The 17489-nt window shown below is 61.9% G+C and carries 18 protein-coding genes and 1 pseudogene; 5 read left to right on the top strand and 14 right to left on the bottom strand.

Annotated elements, in window-relative coordinates; genetic code table 11:
• Positions 1-20: 20 nt before the first annotated feature.
• The 5 genes from AABA84_RS11290 to AABA84_RS11270 all read right to left on the bottom strand — a co-directional run bounded on the left by AABA84_RS11290 (position 21) and on the right by AABA84_RS11270 (position 5286).
• A complete protein-coding gene (locus tag AABA84_RS11290; protein ID WP_246550567.1) occupies positions 21-785 on the bottom strand; it encodes an ABC transporter permease in 765 nt (254 codons plus the stop codon).
• Complete coding sequence (locus AABA84_RS11285) at positions 785-1570, bottom strand: ABC transporter permease (RefSeq protein WP_338312071.1); 786 nt, start codon at positions 1568-1570, stop codon at positions 785-787. The genes AABA84_RS11290 and AABA84_RS11285 overlap by 1 nt, the downstream gene beginning before the upstream one ends.
• Positions 1567-2412 (bottom strand): ABC transporter ATP-binding protein, encoded by an 846-nt coding sequence (locus AABA84_RS11280; protein WP_212250208.1) that lies wholly within the window; start codon positions 2410-2412, stop codon positions 1567-1569. Before AABA84_RS11280 ends, AABA84_RS11285 begins: the two co-directional genes overlap by 4 nt.
• 123 nt (positions 2413-2535) lie before the next feature.
• Positions 2536-4230 carry a dihydroxy-acid dehydratase gene (ilvD, locus tag AABA84_RS11275; RefSeq protein WP_338306684.1) on the bottom strand — a complete coding sequence of 565 codons (1695 nt, stop codon included), beginning with the start codon at positions 4228-4230 and terminating at the stop codon, positions 2536-2538.
• A 72-nt stretch (positions 4231-4302) separates the two neighbouring features.
• Positions 4303-5286 (bottom strand): ABC transporter substrate-binding protein, encoded by a 984-nt coding sequence (locus AABA84_RS11270; RefSeq protein WP_338312070.1) that lies wholly within the window; start codon positions 5284-5286, stop codon positions 4303-4305.
• Positions 5287-5454: 168 nt separating this feature from the next.
• Between AABA84_RS11270 and AABA84_RS11265 the strand changes: the two genes are divergently transcribed.
• Positions 5455-6363 (top strand): NAD(P)-dependent oxidoreductase, encoded by a 909-nt coding sequence (locus AABA84_RS11265; protein WP_212250211.1) that lies wholly within the window; start codon positions 5455-5457, stop codon positions 6361-6363.
• Positions 6364-6388: 25 nt separating this feature from the next.
• On the opposite strand, the gene AABA84_RS11260 is transcribed toward AABA84_RS11265, so the two are convergent.
• From AABA84_RS11260 to AABA84_RS11235, 6 genes and pseudogenes are all read right to left on the bottom strand, one after another.
• Positions 6389-6952, bottom strand: coding sequence for a flavin reductase family protein (locus tag AABA84_RS11260; RefSeq protein WP_338306685.1), 564 nt, complete (start codon positions 6950-6952; stop codon positions 6389-6391).
• Between the two features lie 9 nt (positions 6953-6961).
• Entirely contained in the window at positions 6962-8167 is a 1206-nt protein-coding gene (locus tag AABA84_RS11255) for an acyl-CoA dehydrogenase family protein (protein WP_445083405.1), read from the bottom strand.
• A gap of 150 nt (positions 8168-8317) precedes the next feature.
• Positions 8318-9586: a CaiB/BaiF CoA transferase family protein gene (locus AABA84_RS11250; RefSeq protein ID WP_338306740.1), complete on the bottom strand. Its 1269-nt coding sequence runs from the start codon at positions 9584-9586 to the stop codon at positions 8318-8320.
• A gap of 241 nt (positions 9587-9827) precedes the next feature.
• The gene (locus AABA84_RS11245; protein WP_212250470.1) at positions 9828-10256 is read right to left on the bottom strand and encodes a GNAT family N-acetyltransferase; all 429 of its coding nucleotides are present in this window, start codon (positions 10254-10256) and stop codon (positions 9828-9830) included.
• A gap of 63 nt (positions 10257-10319) precedes the next feature.
• The gene (locus tag AABA84_RS11240) at positions 10320-10619 is read right to left on the bottom strand and encodes a hypothetical protein (protein ID WP_092260851.1); all 300 of its coding nucleotides are present in this window, start codon (positions 10617-10619) and stop codon (positions 10320-10322) included.
• Positions 10616-10813, bottom strand: a pseudogene (locus tag AABA84_RS11235) (hypothetical protein); the annotation flags it as partial. The pseudogene AABA84_RS11235 and the gene AABA84_RS11240, both read right to left, overlap by 4 nt.
• A 416-nt stretch (positions 10814-11229) precedes the next feature.
• Between AABA84_RS11235 and AABA84_RS11230 the strand changes: the two are divergent.
• The 3 genes from AABA84_RS11230 to AABA84_RS11220 all read left to right on the top strand — a co-directional run bounded on the left by AABA84_RS11230 (position 11230) and on the right by AABA84_RS11220 (position 13683).
• On the top strand, positions 11230-11427 hold the full coding sequence (locus AABA84_RS11230; RefSeq protein ID WP_338312069.1) for a hypothetical protein: 198 nt from the start codon (positions 11230-11232) through the stop codon (positions 11425-11427).
• 134 nt (positions 11428-11561) lie between these two features.
• Positions 11562-11906, top strand: coding sequence for a response regulator (locus tag AABA84_RS11225; RefSeq protein WP_212250218.1), 345 nt, complete (start codon positions 11562-11564; stop codon positions 11904-11906).
• A gap of 241 nt (positions 11907-12147) precedes the next feature.
• Positions 12148-13683 (top strand): FAD-dependent monooxygenase, encoded by a 1536-nt coding sequence (locus tag AABA84_RS11220; RefSeq protein ID WP_338312068.1) that lies wholly within the window; start codon positions 12148-12150, stop codon positions 13681-13683.
• Positions 13684-13805: 122 nt separating this feature from the next.
• Here the strand turns inward: AABA84_RS11220 and AABA84_RS11215 are convergent, their stop codons facing one another.
• Positions 13806-14558, bottom strand: a complete 753-nt coding sequence (locus tag AABA84_RS11215; protein WP_338312067.1) for a hypothetical protein — start codon at positions 14556-14558, stop codon at positions 13806-13808.
• 367 nt (positions 14559-14925) lie between these two features.
• Here AABA84_RS11215 and AABA84_RS11210 point away from each other — a divergent pair, with 367 nt between their 5' ends.
• Positions 14926-15063, top strand: a complete 138-nt coding sequence (locus AABA84_RS11210) for a hypothetical protein (RefSeq protein ID WP_338312066.1) — start codon at positions 14926-14928, stop codon at positions 15061-15063.
• 31 nt (positions 15064-15094) lie between these two features.
• On the opposite strand, the gene AABA84_RS11205 is transcribed toward AABA84_RS11210, so the two are convergent.
• Positions 15095-15304 (bottom strand): hypothetical protein, encoded by a 210-nt coding sequence (locus AABA84_RS11205; RefSeq protein WP_338312065.1) that lies wholly within the window; start codon positions 15302-15304, stop codon positions 15095-15097.
• A gap of 339 nt (positions 15305-15643) precedes the next feature.
• Entirely contained in the window at positions 15644-17281 is a 1638-nt protein-coding gene (locus AABA84_RS11200) for an AHH domain-containing protein (RefSeq protein WP_338312064.1), read from the bottom strand.
• Positions 17282-17489: the final 208 nt, after the last annotated feature.

Here is a 17489-nt window from a genome sequence, read left to right as displayed (position 1 = left end):
TTCTGTTCTTCTTGGTCAGTTCACGCCTCGGGAAAGCCCCGCAGCAGGTACGAGCGTAGCGCCCCGAGCAGGCCATTCAGGATTAGGCCCAGCAGCGAGATCGTGATCAGCGGTACGAACATATCGACGGCCTGGAAAGTTCGCGCCGCGGTCACGAGCGCGTGCCCCAATCCGTCCGTCGACGTGATCATCTCGGCCAGAAACACCACGATGCAGGAAATGACAAGCCCGATCCGGCATCCGGTCAGGATCGACGGCATCGCCGCCGGCAGCACCACCTTGAAGAGGATTTCGTAGCGCGGCGTTCCCGCTGCCATCGCCGACCAGATCAGCTTCTGCTCGACAGTCGATGCACCGTAATAGGTCGAGAGCAGAATGGGGAAGAGTGCGTCCGCGGCCACCAATGTGATCTTCGACCCGTGGCCGAATCCGAGCAAAAGCAGGAGTGCCGGATAGAGCGCGACCTTGGGCAGCGGGGCCAATACGCGGACGATCGGCCGAACCACGGCATTGATCGCCGGATTGGCGGCGGCAGCAATGCCAATACTGACACCCAGCACGACCGCAATCGCGAACCCTGCAAACAGCCGGATCAGGGTTGCCGCGATCTCCTGCTGAAACGTCCACGTGACGAGCTGCTGGAGCAGCCGGCTGAAGACGAAGCCCGGCGGCGGCAGCAAGACCGCGGGCGCGAAGCCGAATGACACCAGGCCTTGCCACAACGCGATAACCAGCACGATCGGGGCAATCCCGAGAAGGACGTTTGCGGAGAGAATGCGCGACATCACGAGAAGCTCAGCGGCATGTCGAACTGCGGCTCGGACCAACGCACGAGTCTGGCACGAACCCTTTCAAAAATCGCGTCGAGACAGATTCCCATCGCGCCCACGATGATGATCATCGCAAAGACGGTGTCGTACTGACCCATATCGAGCGCATTGAACAGGATGTTGCCGGCGCCGGACTGGCGGGCGATCATCTCGCTGGTGATCATCGTGATCAGCGCCAGCACTAGTCCCGTGCGGCAGCCGGTCAGGACCTCCGGCAGCGCCGCGGGCAACACGATCCGCACCAAGCGTCGTGCGGGCGAAAGCCCCATCGCGGCACCCGACCACAGCATCTTCTCTTCGACAGCCTTGGCACCCTCGAAGCTGTGATAGATCACGGGGAGGCTGACGCCCAGAAAGATCACCAATGTCTTGGTGACGTCGCCGACGCCCAGCCAAAGCATGATGATCGGCATCAAGGCGGCCTTCGGCACCGGATAAATCACCATCAAGAGCGGATTGAAAAAGGCCGCGACGCCCCGGCTGCGTCCCATCAACAGGCCCAGCGGAATCGAAACCAGCACCGCCACACCGAACCCGATCGCCATGCGGCGAAGCGAGGCCAGGATGTTGATCAGGGATTCCTTGTCGCCGAGAATATCCGGAATTGCCTTGATCGCCTCCATCGCGGTCGGGAAGCTGTCGTTCTTCAGCGCAAGCGATGCAGCCTGCCACACGGCCAGCAGCCCGATGCAGGCCAGCACCGGAGCGGCCCGTCTGATCAAGGTGGCCGACGACATCATGATGCCGGCCCGGCTTCGTCGCTTTCATCGAACATGCGCTCGATATCGACGATGTACTTCTGATAGCGCGGGTCGAGCAACAGCTCGTTGCGGCGGCGCGGTCGCGGCAGATCGATGTCGATGACCTCACGGATGCGGCCGGGCGATTTCGACATCATCACGACCTTATCCGAAAGAAAGACCGCCTCGTCCACCGAATGGGTGACGAACAGCACCGTCTTGCGGTCGCGCTCCCAGATGTTGAGAAGGTCGTTCTGCAGCCGCGTCCTTGTGTGCGCGTCGAGCGCACCGAACGGCTCGTCCATCAGCAGAACTTCGGGATGGTAGGCGAGCGTCCGCGCCAGCGCCACGCGTTGCTTCATGCCGCCCGACAATTCCTTGGGGTAGAAACTCTCGTAGCCCTTGAGGCCAACCATCTCGATCAAGGCCCGGCTCTGCGCTTCCGCCTCGGCGGCGCGCACACCTTGCTGACGCGGGCCGTACATCACGTTGCCCAGCACGGTCTTCCAGGGAAACAGGGCAAATTCCTGGAACACCGGCCCGCGATCCGGACCGGGCCCCGTGATCGCATGTCCCTTGATCTTCGCCGAGCCGCTGGTCGGGCTGACAAAACCACCGACGATATAAAGCAGTGTCGACTTGCCGCAGCCGGACGGCCCGAGGATGGAGACGAAGGCGCCCTCCTCGATCGTCAGCGAGATGTCGGAAAGCGCCACGTGATCCTTGCGCGCCGAAGTCTGAAAGACCTGCGAGACGCGGTCGATCTCGATGATCGCAGAAGCCGGCTCTTGTGATGTCACCGGTCTCACCCATTCGCTCGATCTCGCAGGCACTACCGTCATCCCGTCTGTCGCCTCACTCGCGCGAACATTTCTCGACGAACCCGCTGAACGTCCTCCGTCAGCGGCACGAGCTTAGCAAGAAACCTGCCAGACAGGCGGTCGTTTTCGCACCCGTGCGGTGGGTCATTCGAACCACGGCCATTCTGCCGGGCCTTCATGCGTCACGGCTCCACCCGGCGCCTGCCCAACCAGCCGCGCGTACTTTGCAAGCGCGCCCGCCCGGTGACGCGGCGGACGTTGCTTCCAATCGCGTCGCCGCGCTGTGAGCTCCTGCTCATCGAGCAGCACATCCATCCGCCGGTTTGCGGCATCGATCCGGATTCTGTCACCATCGCGAACGAGCGCCAGCGGACCGCCGACAAACGCCTCGGGGGCCACGTAGCCGATGCACATGCCGCGGGTCGCGCCGGAGAACCGGCCATCGGTGATCAGCGCCACCTTCTCGCCCATGCCCTGTCCGTAGATCAGCGCGGTGACGCCGAGCATCTCGCGCATGCCGGGACCGCCGACCGGCCCCTCATTGCGGATCACGAGAACCTCGCCCGCCTTATAGCTGCGGTCACGAACCGATGCGACGCAGGCTTCCTCATCCTCAAAAACGCGCGCCACGCCTTCGAAGAATTGACTCTTCAAACCTGCGACCTTGATCACCGCACCGTCGGGACAGAGATTTCCCTTCAGCACCGCTACGCCGCCGTCAGGCATGATCGGCGCGCGGGCCGCATACACGACTTCTCCATCGGGTGCGTTGGCGGTGCCATACTCTTCGGCAAGTGTGCGGCCGGTGATGGACAAGCAGCCGCCATCGATATGCCCGCTCTGGATCAGCTCACGGATCACGACTGCCGCACCGCCGATGTCGTAGACGTCCTTCGCCGTGTACTTACCCCCGGGGCGCAGATTTCCGATCAACGGCGTCCTGGCAAAGACCTCGCCTACATCATCGATCGTGAATGCAATGCCGGCCTCATTCGCGATCGCCGGCAGATGCAGCGCGGCGTTGGTCGAGCCACCTGTCGCAGCGACGATCGCCGCGCCGTTCTCGAGGGATTTCCGCGTCACGATGTCGCGCGGCAACGGCCCGCCGCGGGCCAGCATCTCCATGATCAGGCGTCCGGCGCGCCGCGATATCTGCGCACGCTCGGCATAGACACCGGGCACCATCGAGACGTTGGGAATGGTCAGGCCCATCGCCTCCGAGACCATTCCCATGGTGTTGGCGGTGAACTGGCCGGCGCAGGCGCCGATCGTCGGCAAGCAGGCACGCTCGATCCGCTCCAGCGTGGCGCCGTCGATCTCACCAGTCATGAAGCTGCCGACAGCCTCATAGGAATCGAGCACCGTCAGCGTGCGCCCATCCACGCGGCCCGGCAGCGAGCTGCCGCCATAGATGAAGATGGAGGGCACGTTACAGCGAACCATGCCCATCATCACGCCCGGAAGCGTCTTGTCGCATCCGCCGTATCCGATCAGCGCATCGTAGGCCAGACCATGGACGACGGCCTCGATCGAGTCGGCGATCAGCTCGCGCGAAAACAACGAGAACTTCATTCCCTCATGGTTCATGCTGATGCCGTCAGAGACCGACACGGTCGAGAATTCGCGCGGCGTGCCGCCGGCCTCCTCGATGCCCGTCTTGGCCGCGGCCACCTGAAAATCGTGGGTCATGTTGCAGGGCGTCTGCTCGCCCTTCATGCTCACGACGCCCACCATCGGCTTGGCAATCGCAGCGTCGTCGAGCCCCATCGCGCGCATGAATGCGCGGTGTGGGGCCCGGTCGAGGCCGTCAGTGGTGACGCGTGATCGCAATTTCTTCATACGTGCATCTTCCCTCGTCCCGGATCATCTGGAACGCCGCCACCACTTCGTTCGGATCATCCGACTGGCCGCCTACTGCAGCGGAGCAACGATCGTCGGATGCTTGAACTGCGCGACATCCAGTTTCGGCAGCATTCCGGTCTCGGCGTAGATGTCCAGCATCTTCTGGATCGCCGGAAAATTCGGCGCTGCACCTGGATCACGGCCAAAATCGTTGTCTTTGAGCAGGTAGGTCTCAAGCACCGGGATGGGCGCCTTCAGCACTTCATTGACGACCTTGAGAGTCTCCTCGCGGTTCGCCAGCGCCTTCTTCATGCCCGAGGTAATATCGCGGACATAGGCCTTGACCAGTTCCGGGTTCTTGTCGACGAAATCGGCACGGCAAGCTTCCAGGATATGCACGATGTTCGGCATGGCCTGAGACAGCGAGAAGAGCTTCCTTGTACCGCCCTTTGCCTCCGCCCGCGCCGCGAACGGCTGGTTCATGTTCACCGCATCGACGCGGCCTTGGCGCAATGCATCCTCGGAGACGGCAAAGCCGACCTCGACCAGCTTGATATCCTTGGTTGGATCGACGCCATTCTGCTTCAGGAGCAGGTTGAACGGGCCTTGCGTGCCACCGCCGATCACGGAAATGCCGACCGTCTTGCCCTTGAGATCAGCGATCGTCTTGATAGGCGACTCATCCATGACGGCCCAGTAGACCGAGAAGCCGCCCGGCTTCTCGAACACGTGCTGCGCCACGATGTAGGCCTTGAGATTGCCGCCGACCACACCGTTGGCGAGCGACAGCGGCGCCTGCGTCGCGCAGTCCAGCGCGCCGGCTGCCAAGGCCTGCGTCATCGGCGCGGTGCCCTGGAATTGGGTCCATTCGATATTGTAGGTCTTGCCGAGATTGGGAAATTCAGCCGGGCGGCGCATCATCCAGTACTTCGATTCCTCGGCCGGGATCGTCCAACCGACGCGGATCGTCTGCTGCGCCCATGACGGGCTTGCCCCCGCGCTCACGGCGGCCGCCGCCCCCAAAGCCAGGATCCATCTCGAAACGGTTCGCATCGTGCCCACTCCGCTGCTCCGGCGCCGACCGGCGCCACCCAACCCCGACCGGGTTCAAATCTTTCATGGTTCAAACAATCAGGCAAGCCATGCGAGCCGGGCGGTTTTGCCGTCCGATGCGCAATGTATAGTAAAGCGGCGTCGCGCTGCGGCAGAAGGAGGCAACCTATGGCTGATGCGAGCAAGGCAAACCCGCAAGACGCCGAGAGGCTCGGCTATCTCGGCCTTGGCCTGATGGGAACGCCGATGACCCGACGCCTGCTCAAGGCCGGCTATCAGGTCACTGTCTGGAACCGTTCGGAGGGCAAGGTGGCTCCGCTCGCCGAGGCCGGAGCCAGGCGCGCAGTCACGCCTCGTGATCTCCTGACGAACTCCGATATCGCCTTCATGTGCGTGACGGATGCCGCGGCCGTCGAGGAGGTGATCTTCGGGCCTGACGGGCTGGCAGCGGTGCCCGGCGCAGGCAAGCTTGTCGTCGACTTCTCCTCGATACATCCCGACGCCGCGCGCGATCTGGCCAAGCGACTGAAAGCCGCCAATGGCGCCGGCTGGATCGATGCACCGGTTTCCGGCGGAACGAAGGGCGCCGAGGAAGGCACCCTTGCGATCATGGCCGGCGGAGAAGCGGACGAGATCGAGAGGGTACGCCCCTACGTGCTGGCCATGGCGCGCAGGTTCACCCACATGGGCCCTATTGGCGCCGGCCAGACCACGAAACTCTGCAATCAGGTGATCGTGGGATGCGCGATGGCCGTGCTGGCAGAAGCCACGCGCCTGGCCGTCAACGCGGGTATTGACGCCAATCGCCTGCCCGAAGCGCTCGCCGGCGGCTTCGCGGACTCGATCCCGCTTCAGCTTTTCGTGCCGAGAATGGTGCAAGGCATTCACTCGCCACCGCTCGGTCACATTGCCACGATGCTCAAGGATCTCGATACGGTCGCCGACGTCGCGCAGGCGACATCGACACCGGTGCCGATGGCCTCTCTTGCGGGACAACTTTTCAGGCTCGCCAAGGCCGCGCGCGGCGCGGAAGCGGACGCGCTGGAGATTTACAAGCTTTCAGCGGCGGAGCGCTAAGCTGTCGAGCGCGATCTGAAGTCCATCAAGGCGACGTCTTGCGCTCGTCATCCGCGAGGAATCGGCCGAACGCCCCCCGCGCGAAGAGCAGCGGCTCCGTTGTGTTGTAGGTATAGGCCTCGACCGCGCCGAGAAAGATCACGTGGTCGCCGCCATAATAGCGATTCACGGAGCGGCATTGAAAGTTGGCGACGCTCTCCGCAAGCACCGGCGCTCCGCCGAGGCCCGGCGCCCAGTCCACACCTGTGAACTTATCGTCCGACGACTTGGCGAATTTTGTCGCAAGCGCCTGCTGCGAAGCACCAAGCACGTTGACGGTGAAATGGCTGGCGTTCTGGAAGATGGTCAGACTCGAGGAATAGACGACCAGGCTCCACAGGACCAGCGGAGGGTTCAACGAGACGGAGGCGAACGAATTGCAGGTCAGCCCGTAGGGCTTGCCGTCAGGCGCTGCGGCCGTGATGATCGTCACGCCCGTTGCATAGGTTCCGAGCGCGTTGCGAAAGTCGCGAGGATCGATCGACGAGCTGTCGCTCGCGAACTCGTTGGCGGGATCGGGAGCGCCGGGCTGCTGCGGCAGATCATTCATCGGCCGGCCTCACAGCGTGAGATTTTCGGACGGCAGGCCCAGCGCCACGCGTCCATAGTTGGTCCCGGCCGCATCGAAGTTGAATGCGAGATGCGAGTTGATCGCGTGCGCATCGCGAAATTGCCGCTGCAGCACACCAGTTGTGAACAGACCGCGCGCGCCGCTCGCGGCAAACAGCATCGAGACCGCGTCCGTGCACAGGTTTACCGAAAAAGATCCGTCGCGCCGATAACGGGTCTTGGTCGCCATGTCAGGGATATGACCGCGCCGCGCGTCCTCCATGGCATCAAGGCACGCCGACCGCATGACCAGGCGCGCGGCGTCGATCTTCGCCGAGGCCTCCGCGATCTTGATCTGGGTGCTTTGAAAATCGCTCAATTTGGCCCGGTTGTAGGTTGAAATACGATGGCGTGCGACCTCCGTATAATCGTCGAGGCACGCTTGCGCATTCCCCAGCGCAACACCGGAGAGGACGTATGGGAACAGCGAGAACACGGGGAGCGCATACAGCGGATTGGGATTGACCTTGCTTCCCGGCGTCGTGCCGCCAGCGAGGTCGCCGACGGCGACGGTCATATGGTCCGCCACGAAGACGTCCCTGACCTCCACGTCGCAGGACCCCGTCCCGCGCAGTCCCGCAACGTTCCAGGTGTCCAGCACGCTGTAATCGCCTTTCGGCAGCAAAAAGATGCGATACTCGATGCCGTCGGCCTCGTCGTCGGAGTAGACTACGCTTGCGAGCATGTTCCATTCGCAGGAGGCAACGCCGGAGGAGAATGGCCAGCTGCCGCGAAGCTGATATCCGCCGTCCACTCGCGTGGCCCGTCCGGCGGGAAAAATGAACGAGGACGCGATCAGCGCATCCGGATCACGGCCCCAGACCAGATCCTGCGCCTTCTGCTCGAACATGCCGAGCATCCAGTGGTGGCTCGCCAGATTGGCGAGATTCCAGGCCACCGATGCATCCGCCTGTCCGAGCAGCTCAGCGCAGTCGACAAGAGCGACATAGTCGAGCTCGGCGCCGCCAATCCGTGCCGGTTGGAGCATCCGGAACAGGCCGGCTTGATGGAGATCCATCTCGGTTTCCGATGGGAGATGCCGCAGCTCCTCCGTCCGCACCGCCCGCTCTCGTAGTCGCGGCACGAGGGCCTGGGCCTTCGCGATCATCGCCGCATAGGCGCGTTCGCCTGCTTCCGACCCGGTGGGCTGACCCATGCTCGGCTTTCGACCAGGCGCCATTCGTGTCCCTCACTTTCACATATTTATGCGGCCGCTCCTTCGCCAAATCAAGCCAATGCAGCCGGCATCACGAAGCATCGATTCGCTTGCCGCGCGATGCCTGTTGCGAGGAGACTGACAGCCGGCCTAAACCGGCGTCGAGGGCTTTCCCGAGCCAAAGACGCCTTTCCGGCTAAACTCCGTGATCCGACGCTCGTCATAACCGAGCATGCTGCGCAAGACGTCCTCGGTATGCTCACCTAACAGGGGGGCTGCAACGGGATCGACGGGGCCGGTCAGGCTCATGGTAATCGGCGGCTCGATGTTCGGCACCCATTCCGCTGTACGGTGCGGAATGCGGCTCAAGCGATGGCGCTCGCGAGCCTCTGGCGCATTGAACCCCTCCTCGACCGTCCGGAGATAGCCGACCGGAATATTGGCCAGCTTCATTTTCGCCATCCAGTTCTCGAGCGTATCGCTGGCAAAGACCTCTGCAATGGCTGCGCGCAAAAGCTCCTTGTTCTCGGAACGGGCCTTGCGCGAGGCAAACTGCGGATCGGTGATGAGATCTGGCCGGTTCAGCACCTCGACCACGAGCCGGCGATACAGCCGATCGTTGGCGCAAGCCATGTAGAGCGGCCCATCCGAGGCTTCGTAGACGCCGACCGTGGGAGACCCGCTGGGCGAATTGCCGAACCGGCCGGGGTTTTCGCCGTTGATGAGATACGCCATGCCGTAGAAGCCAGTCATCCCCATCGCAACGTCGAACAAGGCCACTTCGACATGCTGCCCGCGGCCAAGCCGGTCCCGCGCCAACAGCGCGAGCAGGATGGCGTTACAGGCAGACATCCCCGTCGCCATGTCCACGATCGGAGGGCCGGTACGAACCGCCGGACCGTCGGCAAATCCGTTGAGCGACATGAAGCCGCTCTCCGCCTGCGTGATGGGATCGAAGCCGGGGCGGGAGGCGAACGGTCCGGAGCGTCCGTAGGCCGAGATCGAGCAATAGACCAGTCGTGGATTGAGCGGGGCGACCGCGTCATAGTCGAGCCCGAACTTCTTCATGACTCCGCTCGAGAAATTCTCCACAACCACATCCGCCTTGCGGATCAGATCCAGCACGATCTCGCGGGCCTCTGGCACGGCAAGGTTGAGCGCAATGCCGCGCTTGTTGCGGTTCAGGCTGAGATAGGCGGCGCTTTCGCCGCCAATTTCCGCATGCTCATAGGCGCGCGTGTCGTCGCCGCCGTCGGGATTTTCGATCTTGATGACCTGCGCGCCAAAATCTGCAAGCGTCTGCGTGCAGGCCGGGCCGGCGACGACACGCGTGAAATCGATGACCAGCAGACCGTCGAGCGCACTCGGCCCTTCCGTCGCGCGCGGCGAACGTTCCGGCAATTGAGGCTTGGTTGGCATCGATAGCGCTCCCTTACATCGGCTTATGGCCGCCGAATTTCCTGCAGGAGCAAACTTAAAGCCCGGCGCCGCCAACTTCGCAAGGGCCTCGCTCGCTTCACCTGAAACGCAAAAACGGCCCGGCAGCTGTCAAGCTGCCGGGCCGTTAGATATTTGAGCGTACGGTGGCTGCGCGCATCTTGCGCAGCCACTCTAGTCCGAGAAGGTCACGTTCCGCATCACGGGAAACCACTCCAATTACTCAGCGCAGCCACTTTCGCCAATAAAGCGTATGCGACCAGGCCCAGGGCGATTCGGGCTCGTACAGCCGATAACCCGCATGGATGAAATTATTGGCAGATACCGGGTTGTCCGTCGTATCGGAGACGATGCTGTCCCATCCAAGACGCCGCCCTCGCGCCTCGATCGCCCGCATCAGCCTGAGCTGAAGTCCCCGCCCCCAATGCCGCTGCAAGACGCCGACCCGACAAAAATATCCGCTGTTTCGTGCATGCGTCGACGGCACGACGCCGGCGAAGGCAACCGCGTCATCATCGTGGTAGCCGAGCCACCACGATCCCGATTCGAACTGCGGCAGGTTTGCCCCACCGAAGAATGTCAGCCGGTGCAGATCGCCGAGAATTTCGGCGGTCTCATCGTCGTCCGCATCAACGATACGAATTCTGTACATGGGATAGCCTATTTGCAGGGGTGATCGGGAGTGCGCAACCGGCGAATCCATGGCGGTCGAGGCTCACTTGCCCAGCACGACCTTGACCCCGAGCCAGACCGCACCCATCAGACCGGTCGCAATGACTGTGATCACCGCCTTGAAGGTGTAGCTCTGCGCCTGTTCCACGCTCTTTCGCCAGCGCCGCAGGTGCTGGAAGTCAGCTCTGAGCTCCTTCCGGTCATCGTCCTCGATCCCGAACGAGGCCAGGACTGACGCCACCGCTTTCAATACGATGGCATCGACGCTCTCCTGCTGAACCCGGTGCTGCTCGGCCAATGTCTCCGCGACAATCGCCCGGATCTCTTCGTCTTGAATCTTCACCGCTTGATGATCCTCGCAACATTCTCGAAGCCGCGCTTGGCGAAATAGAAGGAGACGACCAGATTGGCCGTGATCGCCGCAAATCCCGCCAGAGCGTCCGTGGAGCCAAATCCCAGGACCTTGTCCCAGACCAGCAGCTTTGCGAAGTAGAGCGCCACGCAATAGCCCATCAGCTTGTCGGGCTCATAAGCGCGAGCGATATCAGATAGGCGGTCATCATTCCTCCCAAAAGAAAAGAAATGCGGCGGCAGATCGCGCAAGGCGAGGCGCGATCGTTTCGGGCGCGAACCCTATCTCCGTGTCTTCCCGGAGACCGCAGCGGCGCGGGCGATTGGCCCCGGCGCCGCGGGCCGGCACGTTCGCGCGTGCACGGCCAGCAATGGTTCGGACGGCGGCGCGCCGATCGGCGCTCCAGGTTTGACGAGTGCGTGGCCGTAATGCGCCGCCGCCGTCCGATCTCGAAAATCGAGACGAAAAAACCCGCGGCGGATGTGCTCCGCGCGGGTGAACCAAACTTCTTTCGATGATGCCATTCTGCCAGTGTTTTGCCCGACGTGTCAAACGAACTTACGGGCCCGGCGAAAGTTAGCCGATCAGGAGGATTGGTTTGATGACACTTGAGATGACGTCACCTGAGACAACGCGAGAATTGCCCGGAGCCAAGCCGCGCATCGACAAGGCGCGCGAGAAGGAGGCGATCGTCGAAGACGCGGGCGAGACAGAGGACGAGGATCGTGATCTCGTTCACGGCGATGGCGGCACCATCGTCATCCCCACCAAACCCGGCGATCTATCGAAGGACGATTAGAGGGACCGGCGCGCGTTTCGATGACGCCGTTCTGCTGGTGTCTTGCCCGAAGTCTCGGCATGCGGCGGGGCCTTTGCGGGAACTTACCCGACAAGAGGCGCGTTGAATGCTTCGTCAGAAGGAACATTCGTGCGATGAGCCACACTGTCCTGGTTGTTGACGACGACCCCGCCGTCCTCGACGTGATCGTGGGCATGCTGGAAGATCTCGGCTGCCAGGTGATCAGCGCCCAAAGCGGCCCGGATGCACTCGGCCGGCTCGAGCAAAACCAGGACATCTCCATCCTCATCACGGATATCAACATGCCCGGCATGGATGGTCATGAACTGGCCGAGCTGGCCAAGCGCGTCCGCCCGGAGCTGAAGATGCTGCAATTGTCGGGTCGCGAGCCCCGGCGCGGCGGCCTTCCGATGATCAGGAAGCCGTTTTCGTTCGAGGAGCTCGCCGACATCATGCAGCGGACCACCGGCGTCTGCTGACCGTCCAATGCCGCAAAAGAAAACCCGCCGCAGATCGCTCCGCGCGGGCTGAACCAAACTCTTTCGATGATGCCATTATGCCGGTGTTTTGCCCGACGTGTCAACGCGGCGAACGCGGAAGAGAAAGCCCCTTCTCCCAACTCAATATGTGGTGCGCAACGGGCTTGCTTCAAGTCCCCGCCTCTGCCGTAGAACCCCCGCCCCAGGAAACATCCAAAGCAACCAGCCGAGGGGTCACGACATGCCCGTACTGCTTCCGACGTCCCGTTCACGCCGTCAGCCGCAGGGAGTCGACGCACAGAACCAGATGCCGCCCGGCCATGCCGTGGTGATCGCCGGCGGCGGCCCGACCGGCTTGATGCTGGCCGCGGAGCTCGCGCTCGCGAAGGTCGATGTCGCCATCCTCGAGCGGCGCGCGAGCCAGGATCTCGTCGGCACGCGCGCCGGCGGGTTGCACGCCCGCAGCATCGAGATGCTCGATCAGCGCGGCGTTGCCGATCGCTTCCTGCGCGAAGGACAGATCGTCCAGCTCGCGGGCTTTGCCTGGACGCGGCTCGACATCAGCGATCTGCCCACCAGGCACGCTTACGGGCTGGCGTTGCGGCAGAGCCATATCGAGCGGATCCTGGCGGACTGGGTCGAAGAGCTCGGAGTGCCGATCTATCGCAACGTCGAGCTCACGGGCTTCGCGCAGGACGAAGCCGGCATCGACGTGATGCTCTCCAGCGGCGAGACCTTGCGCGCAGGCTATCTCGTCGGCTGCGACGGCGGCCGCAGCCTGGTGCGCAAGGCCGCCGGCATCGATTTTGCCGGCACCTCACCGACGCTCAGCAATCTCATGGCCGAGGTCGAGATGCAGGAGCTGCCGGCATGGGGCCTGCGGCATGATGCGCTCGGCTTTCACGGCCTCAGCAAGACTGAGGGCGGCCGCGTGCTGGTCGTCGTGACGGAAGCAACGCTCGCGCGCACCGGCGAGCCCTCCTTGCGCGATCTCAGCGATGCCCTCGTCGCGGTCTACGGCACCGACTTCGGACTGCACAATCCCGCCTGGATCTCCCGTTTCACCGATGCGGCACGGCAGGCCGCGACTTATCGCAACGGACGCGTGCTGCTCGCCGGCGATGCCGCGCATATCCATCACTCCGTCGGCGGGCAAGGCCTCAACCTAGGTGTGCAGGACGCCGTCAATCTCGGCTGGAAGCTGGCGCAGGTGGTCCATCGCATCTCGCCAGCCAGCCTGCTCGACAGCTACCACGCCGAGCGCCATCCCGTCGGCGCGCGCGTGCTGAAAAACACCATGGCGCAGATCGCCCTGCTCCGCCGCGGCGACGACGGCCTCAAGGCCGCACGCGACACCGTCTCCGAACTGCTCGGCATGGACGAGCCGCGCAAACGTTTCGGCGCGATGATGAGCGGGCTCGACATCCGCTATGATCTCGGCGAAGGCCACGCGCTGCTCGGGCGGCGCATGCCCGATCTCGATCTTACCGTCGAAGGACAGAAGCTGAGATTATTCTCGCTGCTAAAGGAGGCACGGGGCGTTCTGGTCAATTTTGTCAAGCGAGGCGGCGTTGCCGCAACGCCCTGGGTGGACCGCATCAATGTCGTCGACGCCGGTTACGACGGCGCCTGGGAGCTTCCGGTCATCGGGCAGGTCGCCGCACCAGACGCAGTGCTGGTGCGGCCCGACGGCCACGTGGCCTGGGTCGGGAACGAGAACCAACACGGGCTTGAGGATGCGTTGACGCGGTGGGTCGGGCCGCCTGCGGCGGCGTAGCGCCCGTACTCCTGAATTGGGCGCTTAGTTCGGCGGCCCCTGATGTCCGCTCGTCTCTCCAGACGAGCACAAACAGCGGACATCATCGAAGGTCGCCGATGGGCCAGTTGCGATCACACTCCTTACTCGCGCGGAACTGCAGCAGCTTGATCGACGAGATTGGTATTGGCCGCAAGTTTATGCGAGCGCGCAAAAACGATCCGAGACGTGGCAGGTATCTCGGCTTCGGCTCTACCGTCTTGGCCGATGAGGATCAATCCGGCGCCGCCATTTGCTACATTCAGAATAATCGGGTCCCCGCTCCAAGTCATGATCGGCTCCATTCCGATGATGAGGAACTCGCCCACGGGCTGGTCGAAATATTGGATGCGCAATTGTGGTCCGACCTCTGCCGGTGCGAGTTCAAAGCCGAGTTTTCGAGCCCGTGAGTAAAGGTCAGCTAACGTCACACTATCGCTCGTGAACCCAAGTTGCGTCGGGGAGACGAGTGCAAGCTCCATGTCTGTCTTCTGAGAAGCAGTAATAAAGGACGGTCGGGCAAGGATTTCGCCCGCTTGGCCGCCCACACTGCATCGCATGCTGTCCATTGCATCGCGCAGCTTAAGTGAGTCGGCGAACGTGCCTATTGCAATTGTCTTCCATATCGCAATGTCACGCTCGGATTTAATGAGCCGTTGAGGCGCTTCGGACGCGCGTGTCTTGAATTTCAGCTGTCTCTCCAAAACATCGCGAGCTGCGCACTGTGTCTGCGCCGTACTGCTTGCGAGCTGAAGGATGCAAACTAAAAGGATTAAAACAACTAAGTAGTGGCACGCCGTGCTTCTGTTGTGGCGATTGACTGAAGTGCATTGAGTTATGCTTTTTGGAATGGACATGGCGGAATCACTTTTCCGATCAAGCTGACAGAAAAAGCCCGCCTCCGAGTCAAGGGGAAGAACGGAGGGAAATGACGTCCATGAACATTCCCCGGCCGCTTTTGAAATGCGTCCGGAGGCGGGGCCTATGGCTTCAAGAATTCCAATTTCCAAATTGCAGGCTGCAGTCCGTAAGCCTGATCAAGCCTGCCCATCAGACCTAAGGCACGATGTGAACGAAGCATAGCAATGTGGCTGCATCCGCTCAATATGCCAAAAGTCTGCTACGGGTCACTGGCGCTGCTTCGAAGGTCGGCCGGTTGCTCTCTCCCATTTGTCAACGTGGCTGACGGTAATCGCCCGGAATTGCTGTTGCGCGAACTATTGGATGGAGTCTTCCGGCACCAGCCATGATGAACGTGTCTTCGCAAAACTGGTCGTGGTGGTGAAGTTCGGCGCATGTGTGACCGGCTGCATTAGCGGTGTCATGGCGCGCGATATGGACTTCGAGGTGAACGTCCGTTGAAGTTCCCATCGCCTGCATTAAAGTATTTCGCTCATGGCTGCTCCTGCGAATGCAGCCAACGCTCTTCATAAATCGCCTCGGAATCACATATCGCCCCGAGGCTTCCGAGAACACTGATCGGGACTCGCTGCACGCTTTCCTCGATCTGCGCTTCCATCGTCACGTTATCGCCGGGATGGACGATGACCCGCTCGATGCGATATTGCGGTGGCAGCTGCGACGCGTGCATGAGCGGGAGCATCTTTGTTACCCGCGATCTGCACGAGAGCCTTCATGGCGACGCCGGTATGTGTCCGTGCCGAGGATTTGATTTCGGTCAACGTCCGTTGCTTCACCGCTCGGCGAGCGGCCGCTCTCGCGAGAGCGTTTTGGGAAAGCAGGTTGGCATTCACTACGTCAGTCATTTGGAAAATTCCTTCAAATTACCCATGTCAATTCAGGATCGAGACGCAAAAAACCCGCGGCGGCAATATCCGTCGCGGGCGCAAAACAAATTCATCTCGATGATGCCATTCTGCCGGTGTTTTGCCCGACGTGCAAAAGAGGATCTCGAGCGGCGCACACCACTCCGGATTAGTCTTCACTCCTGACGAAGCAATGGCCGTATCCAGCGCGAGAACCACTCCTCAGCGTCGCCATGGGGTTGGCCCGAACCGTCCACCCCGAAGATCGGAGGTGGAACGAGGTAGCTCGGCTCATCGGCGAACATAGCGATCGGCTTGCTCGGCTGCGATCGCCCGCTGTTAGCCGTCGGCACGGCCCAACTGCCAAACCGTTCGTTGAATTCCGTTGAAGGCAGGTACGGGACCGCCGCACTCCCGGACGTAAATACGCTGCCCGCGTTGGACTCGTTGACCCGGGCAAGGCGCCGGACATCTTCGGGCGCGACTGATGCGGCGTAGCCCGAGGCTTCTGATTGAAGCGCCTGCGACTGTTGAGTTGGTCCCTTCGAGGTCTCGTCCTGATCTCCGCGGCGATTCACCGTCGGGGGTACTGCTGTTGTCTGCTCCACACCCACGTTTGCCCACGGGTCCGAACTTGGGCTGCCAACATAGCTATTGGAAGTCGTCTGGTCGCGCTTGAATGGATCATATGGGAGCTGGCCCGTGGAGAATACTCCGCCGCCGGTCCCAGCGGTTGCTAACGTCGGTGCGCTAGCAGCTAGCCCAGCAACGCCCATCCTGGCCCAGAGAGGCAAGAATTCCGGAGCGAACACTGCGGCTGCGGCAAGCCCCGCCCCCTTGTAGAGGCCCGCCGGCGGCGTTGCCTGAGACGGAGGGTCGGGATCTAATATCGGAGAGCGTTCGGAGAATGGAAGTGCCCAGCCGGTTGCCGGATCAAATTTGAGCACCAACGGATCTTGGGGGACAGCCGTCGTCGGAGGTAGTTGTCCGAAACCTTGAGGATTGATTGCCGGAAAACCTGGCAATCCAAACTGGAGAAGCGGATTACTTGGCAAAAATCCTTCCGGTCGATTCAGATCTTCTGTAGCAGGCGGAACAAAGCCGGGCAGTCGCGCATCGAAAGATGGCACCTCGAAGCCTGGCAGATCAGGGACAGGCCCGACAGCGGCAAAGTGCTGCGAAATCGGCGAACTGTCGGTATATCTCTTCAGGATGGCTATCTTGTCCGCAAGACTGAGGTTGCCGTGAGGCAAGAGGACGGGAGCACGCAGAGCGCCTTCCCGCTCGCCCGCGGAATGAAGTTGGTCGACGGTATCCCGCATTTGCAGAATGCTGTCCTGGTTGTCTTTGGCATAAGTCCTCCAGTTAGCGTACCAATTTTCGATACGCTTGTTCGCATCCTCCCGCGTCATGCCCACAGGGGTATTGGTGAGCAAATGCCCTCGCGCCAACGCGTGCTTGGCCGCGGCGAGAAAGTCACCCATCTCGGCGTCCAATTGATCAAGAGCAGCAGTATCGCCTTGTTGGGCGGCAGCAAAGGATGGGTGTGCCTCGAGTTCACCAAGGAATTTGCAAAACACCTTGTTATAGCTTCCGAGGTGGCCGCCTGTGTGAGGGCTTGATTCCACCTCGTGAGCTGCTTTTTGATCTGACGGCAGATGCATTAGATTCTTGATGCCGTCTAGGTTGAAGCGATCACTCAAGACTTTGAGTGCGCGATGACCAACAAGGCTCCGCGGCAGGATGTGATGGATCTGGAACATGCTACCCTCTGGCGCAGCGCCAAGGCATCGTTCAGCGGCGCGCCGAAACATTCGGCGCCAGGCACGCGAGACGAAAATTGAAGTGTGGGGTTTGTCCGCCCGTGCTGACGGGCGAAAACGGCGGCTAGTGGCCGGCAGCGACGGCGTGACTCACGACTGCCGATGAGTGGACGAAGCGAGCGAGCGCGGCCGCACGGCTGGGCCTGCGCGTTCGTCAAACAAGCTTGCAATATTTCTGAAGTGCTATGGCGTACAGGCG

Origin of the sequence: Bradyrhizobium sp. TM239, assembly GCF_036247985.1 — a bacterium.
Lineage (GTDB): Bacteria > Pseudomonadota > Alphaproteobacteria > Rhizobiales > Xanthobacteraceae > Bradyrhizobium > Bradyrhizobium ottawaense.
This window is presented reverse-complemented; position numbering and strand designations above follow the sequence as displayed.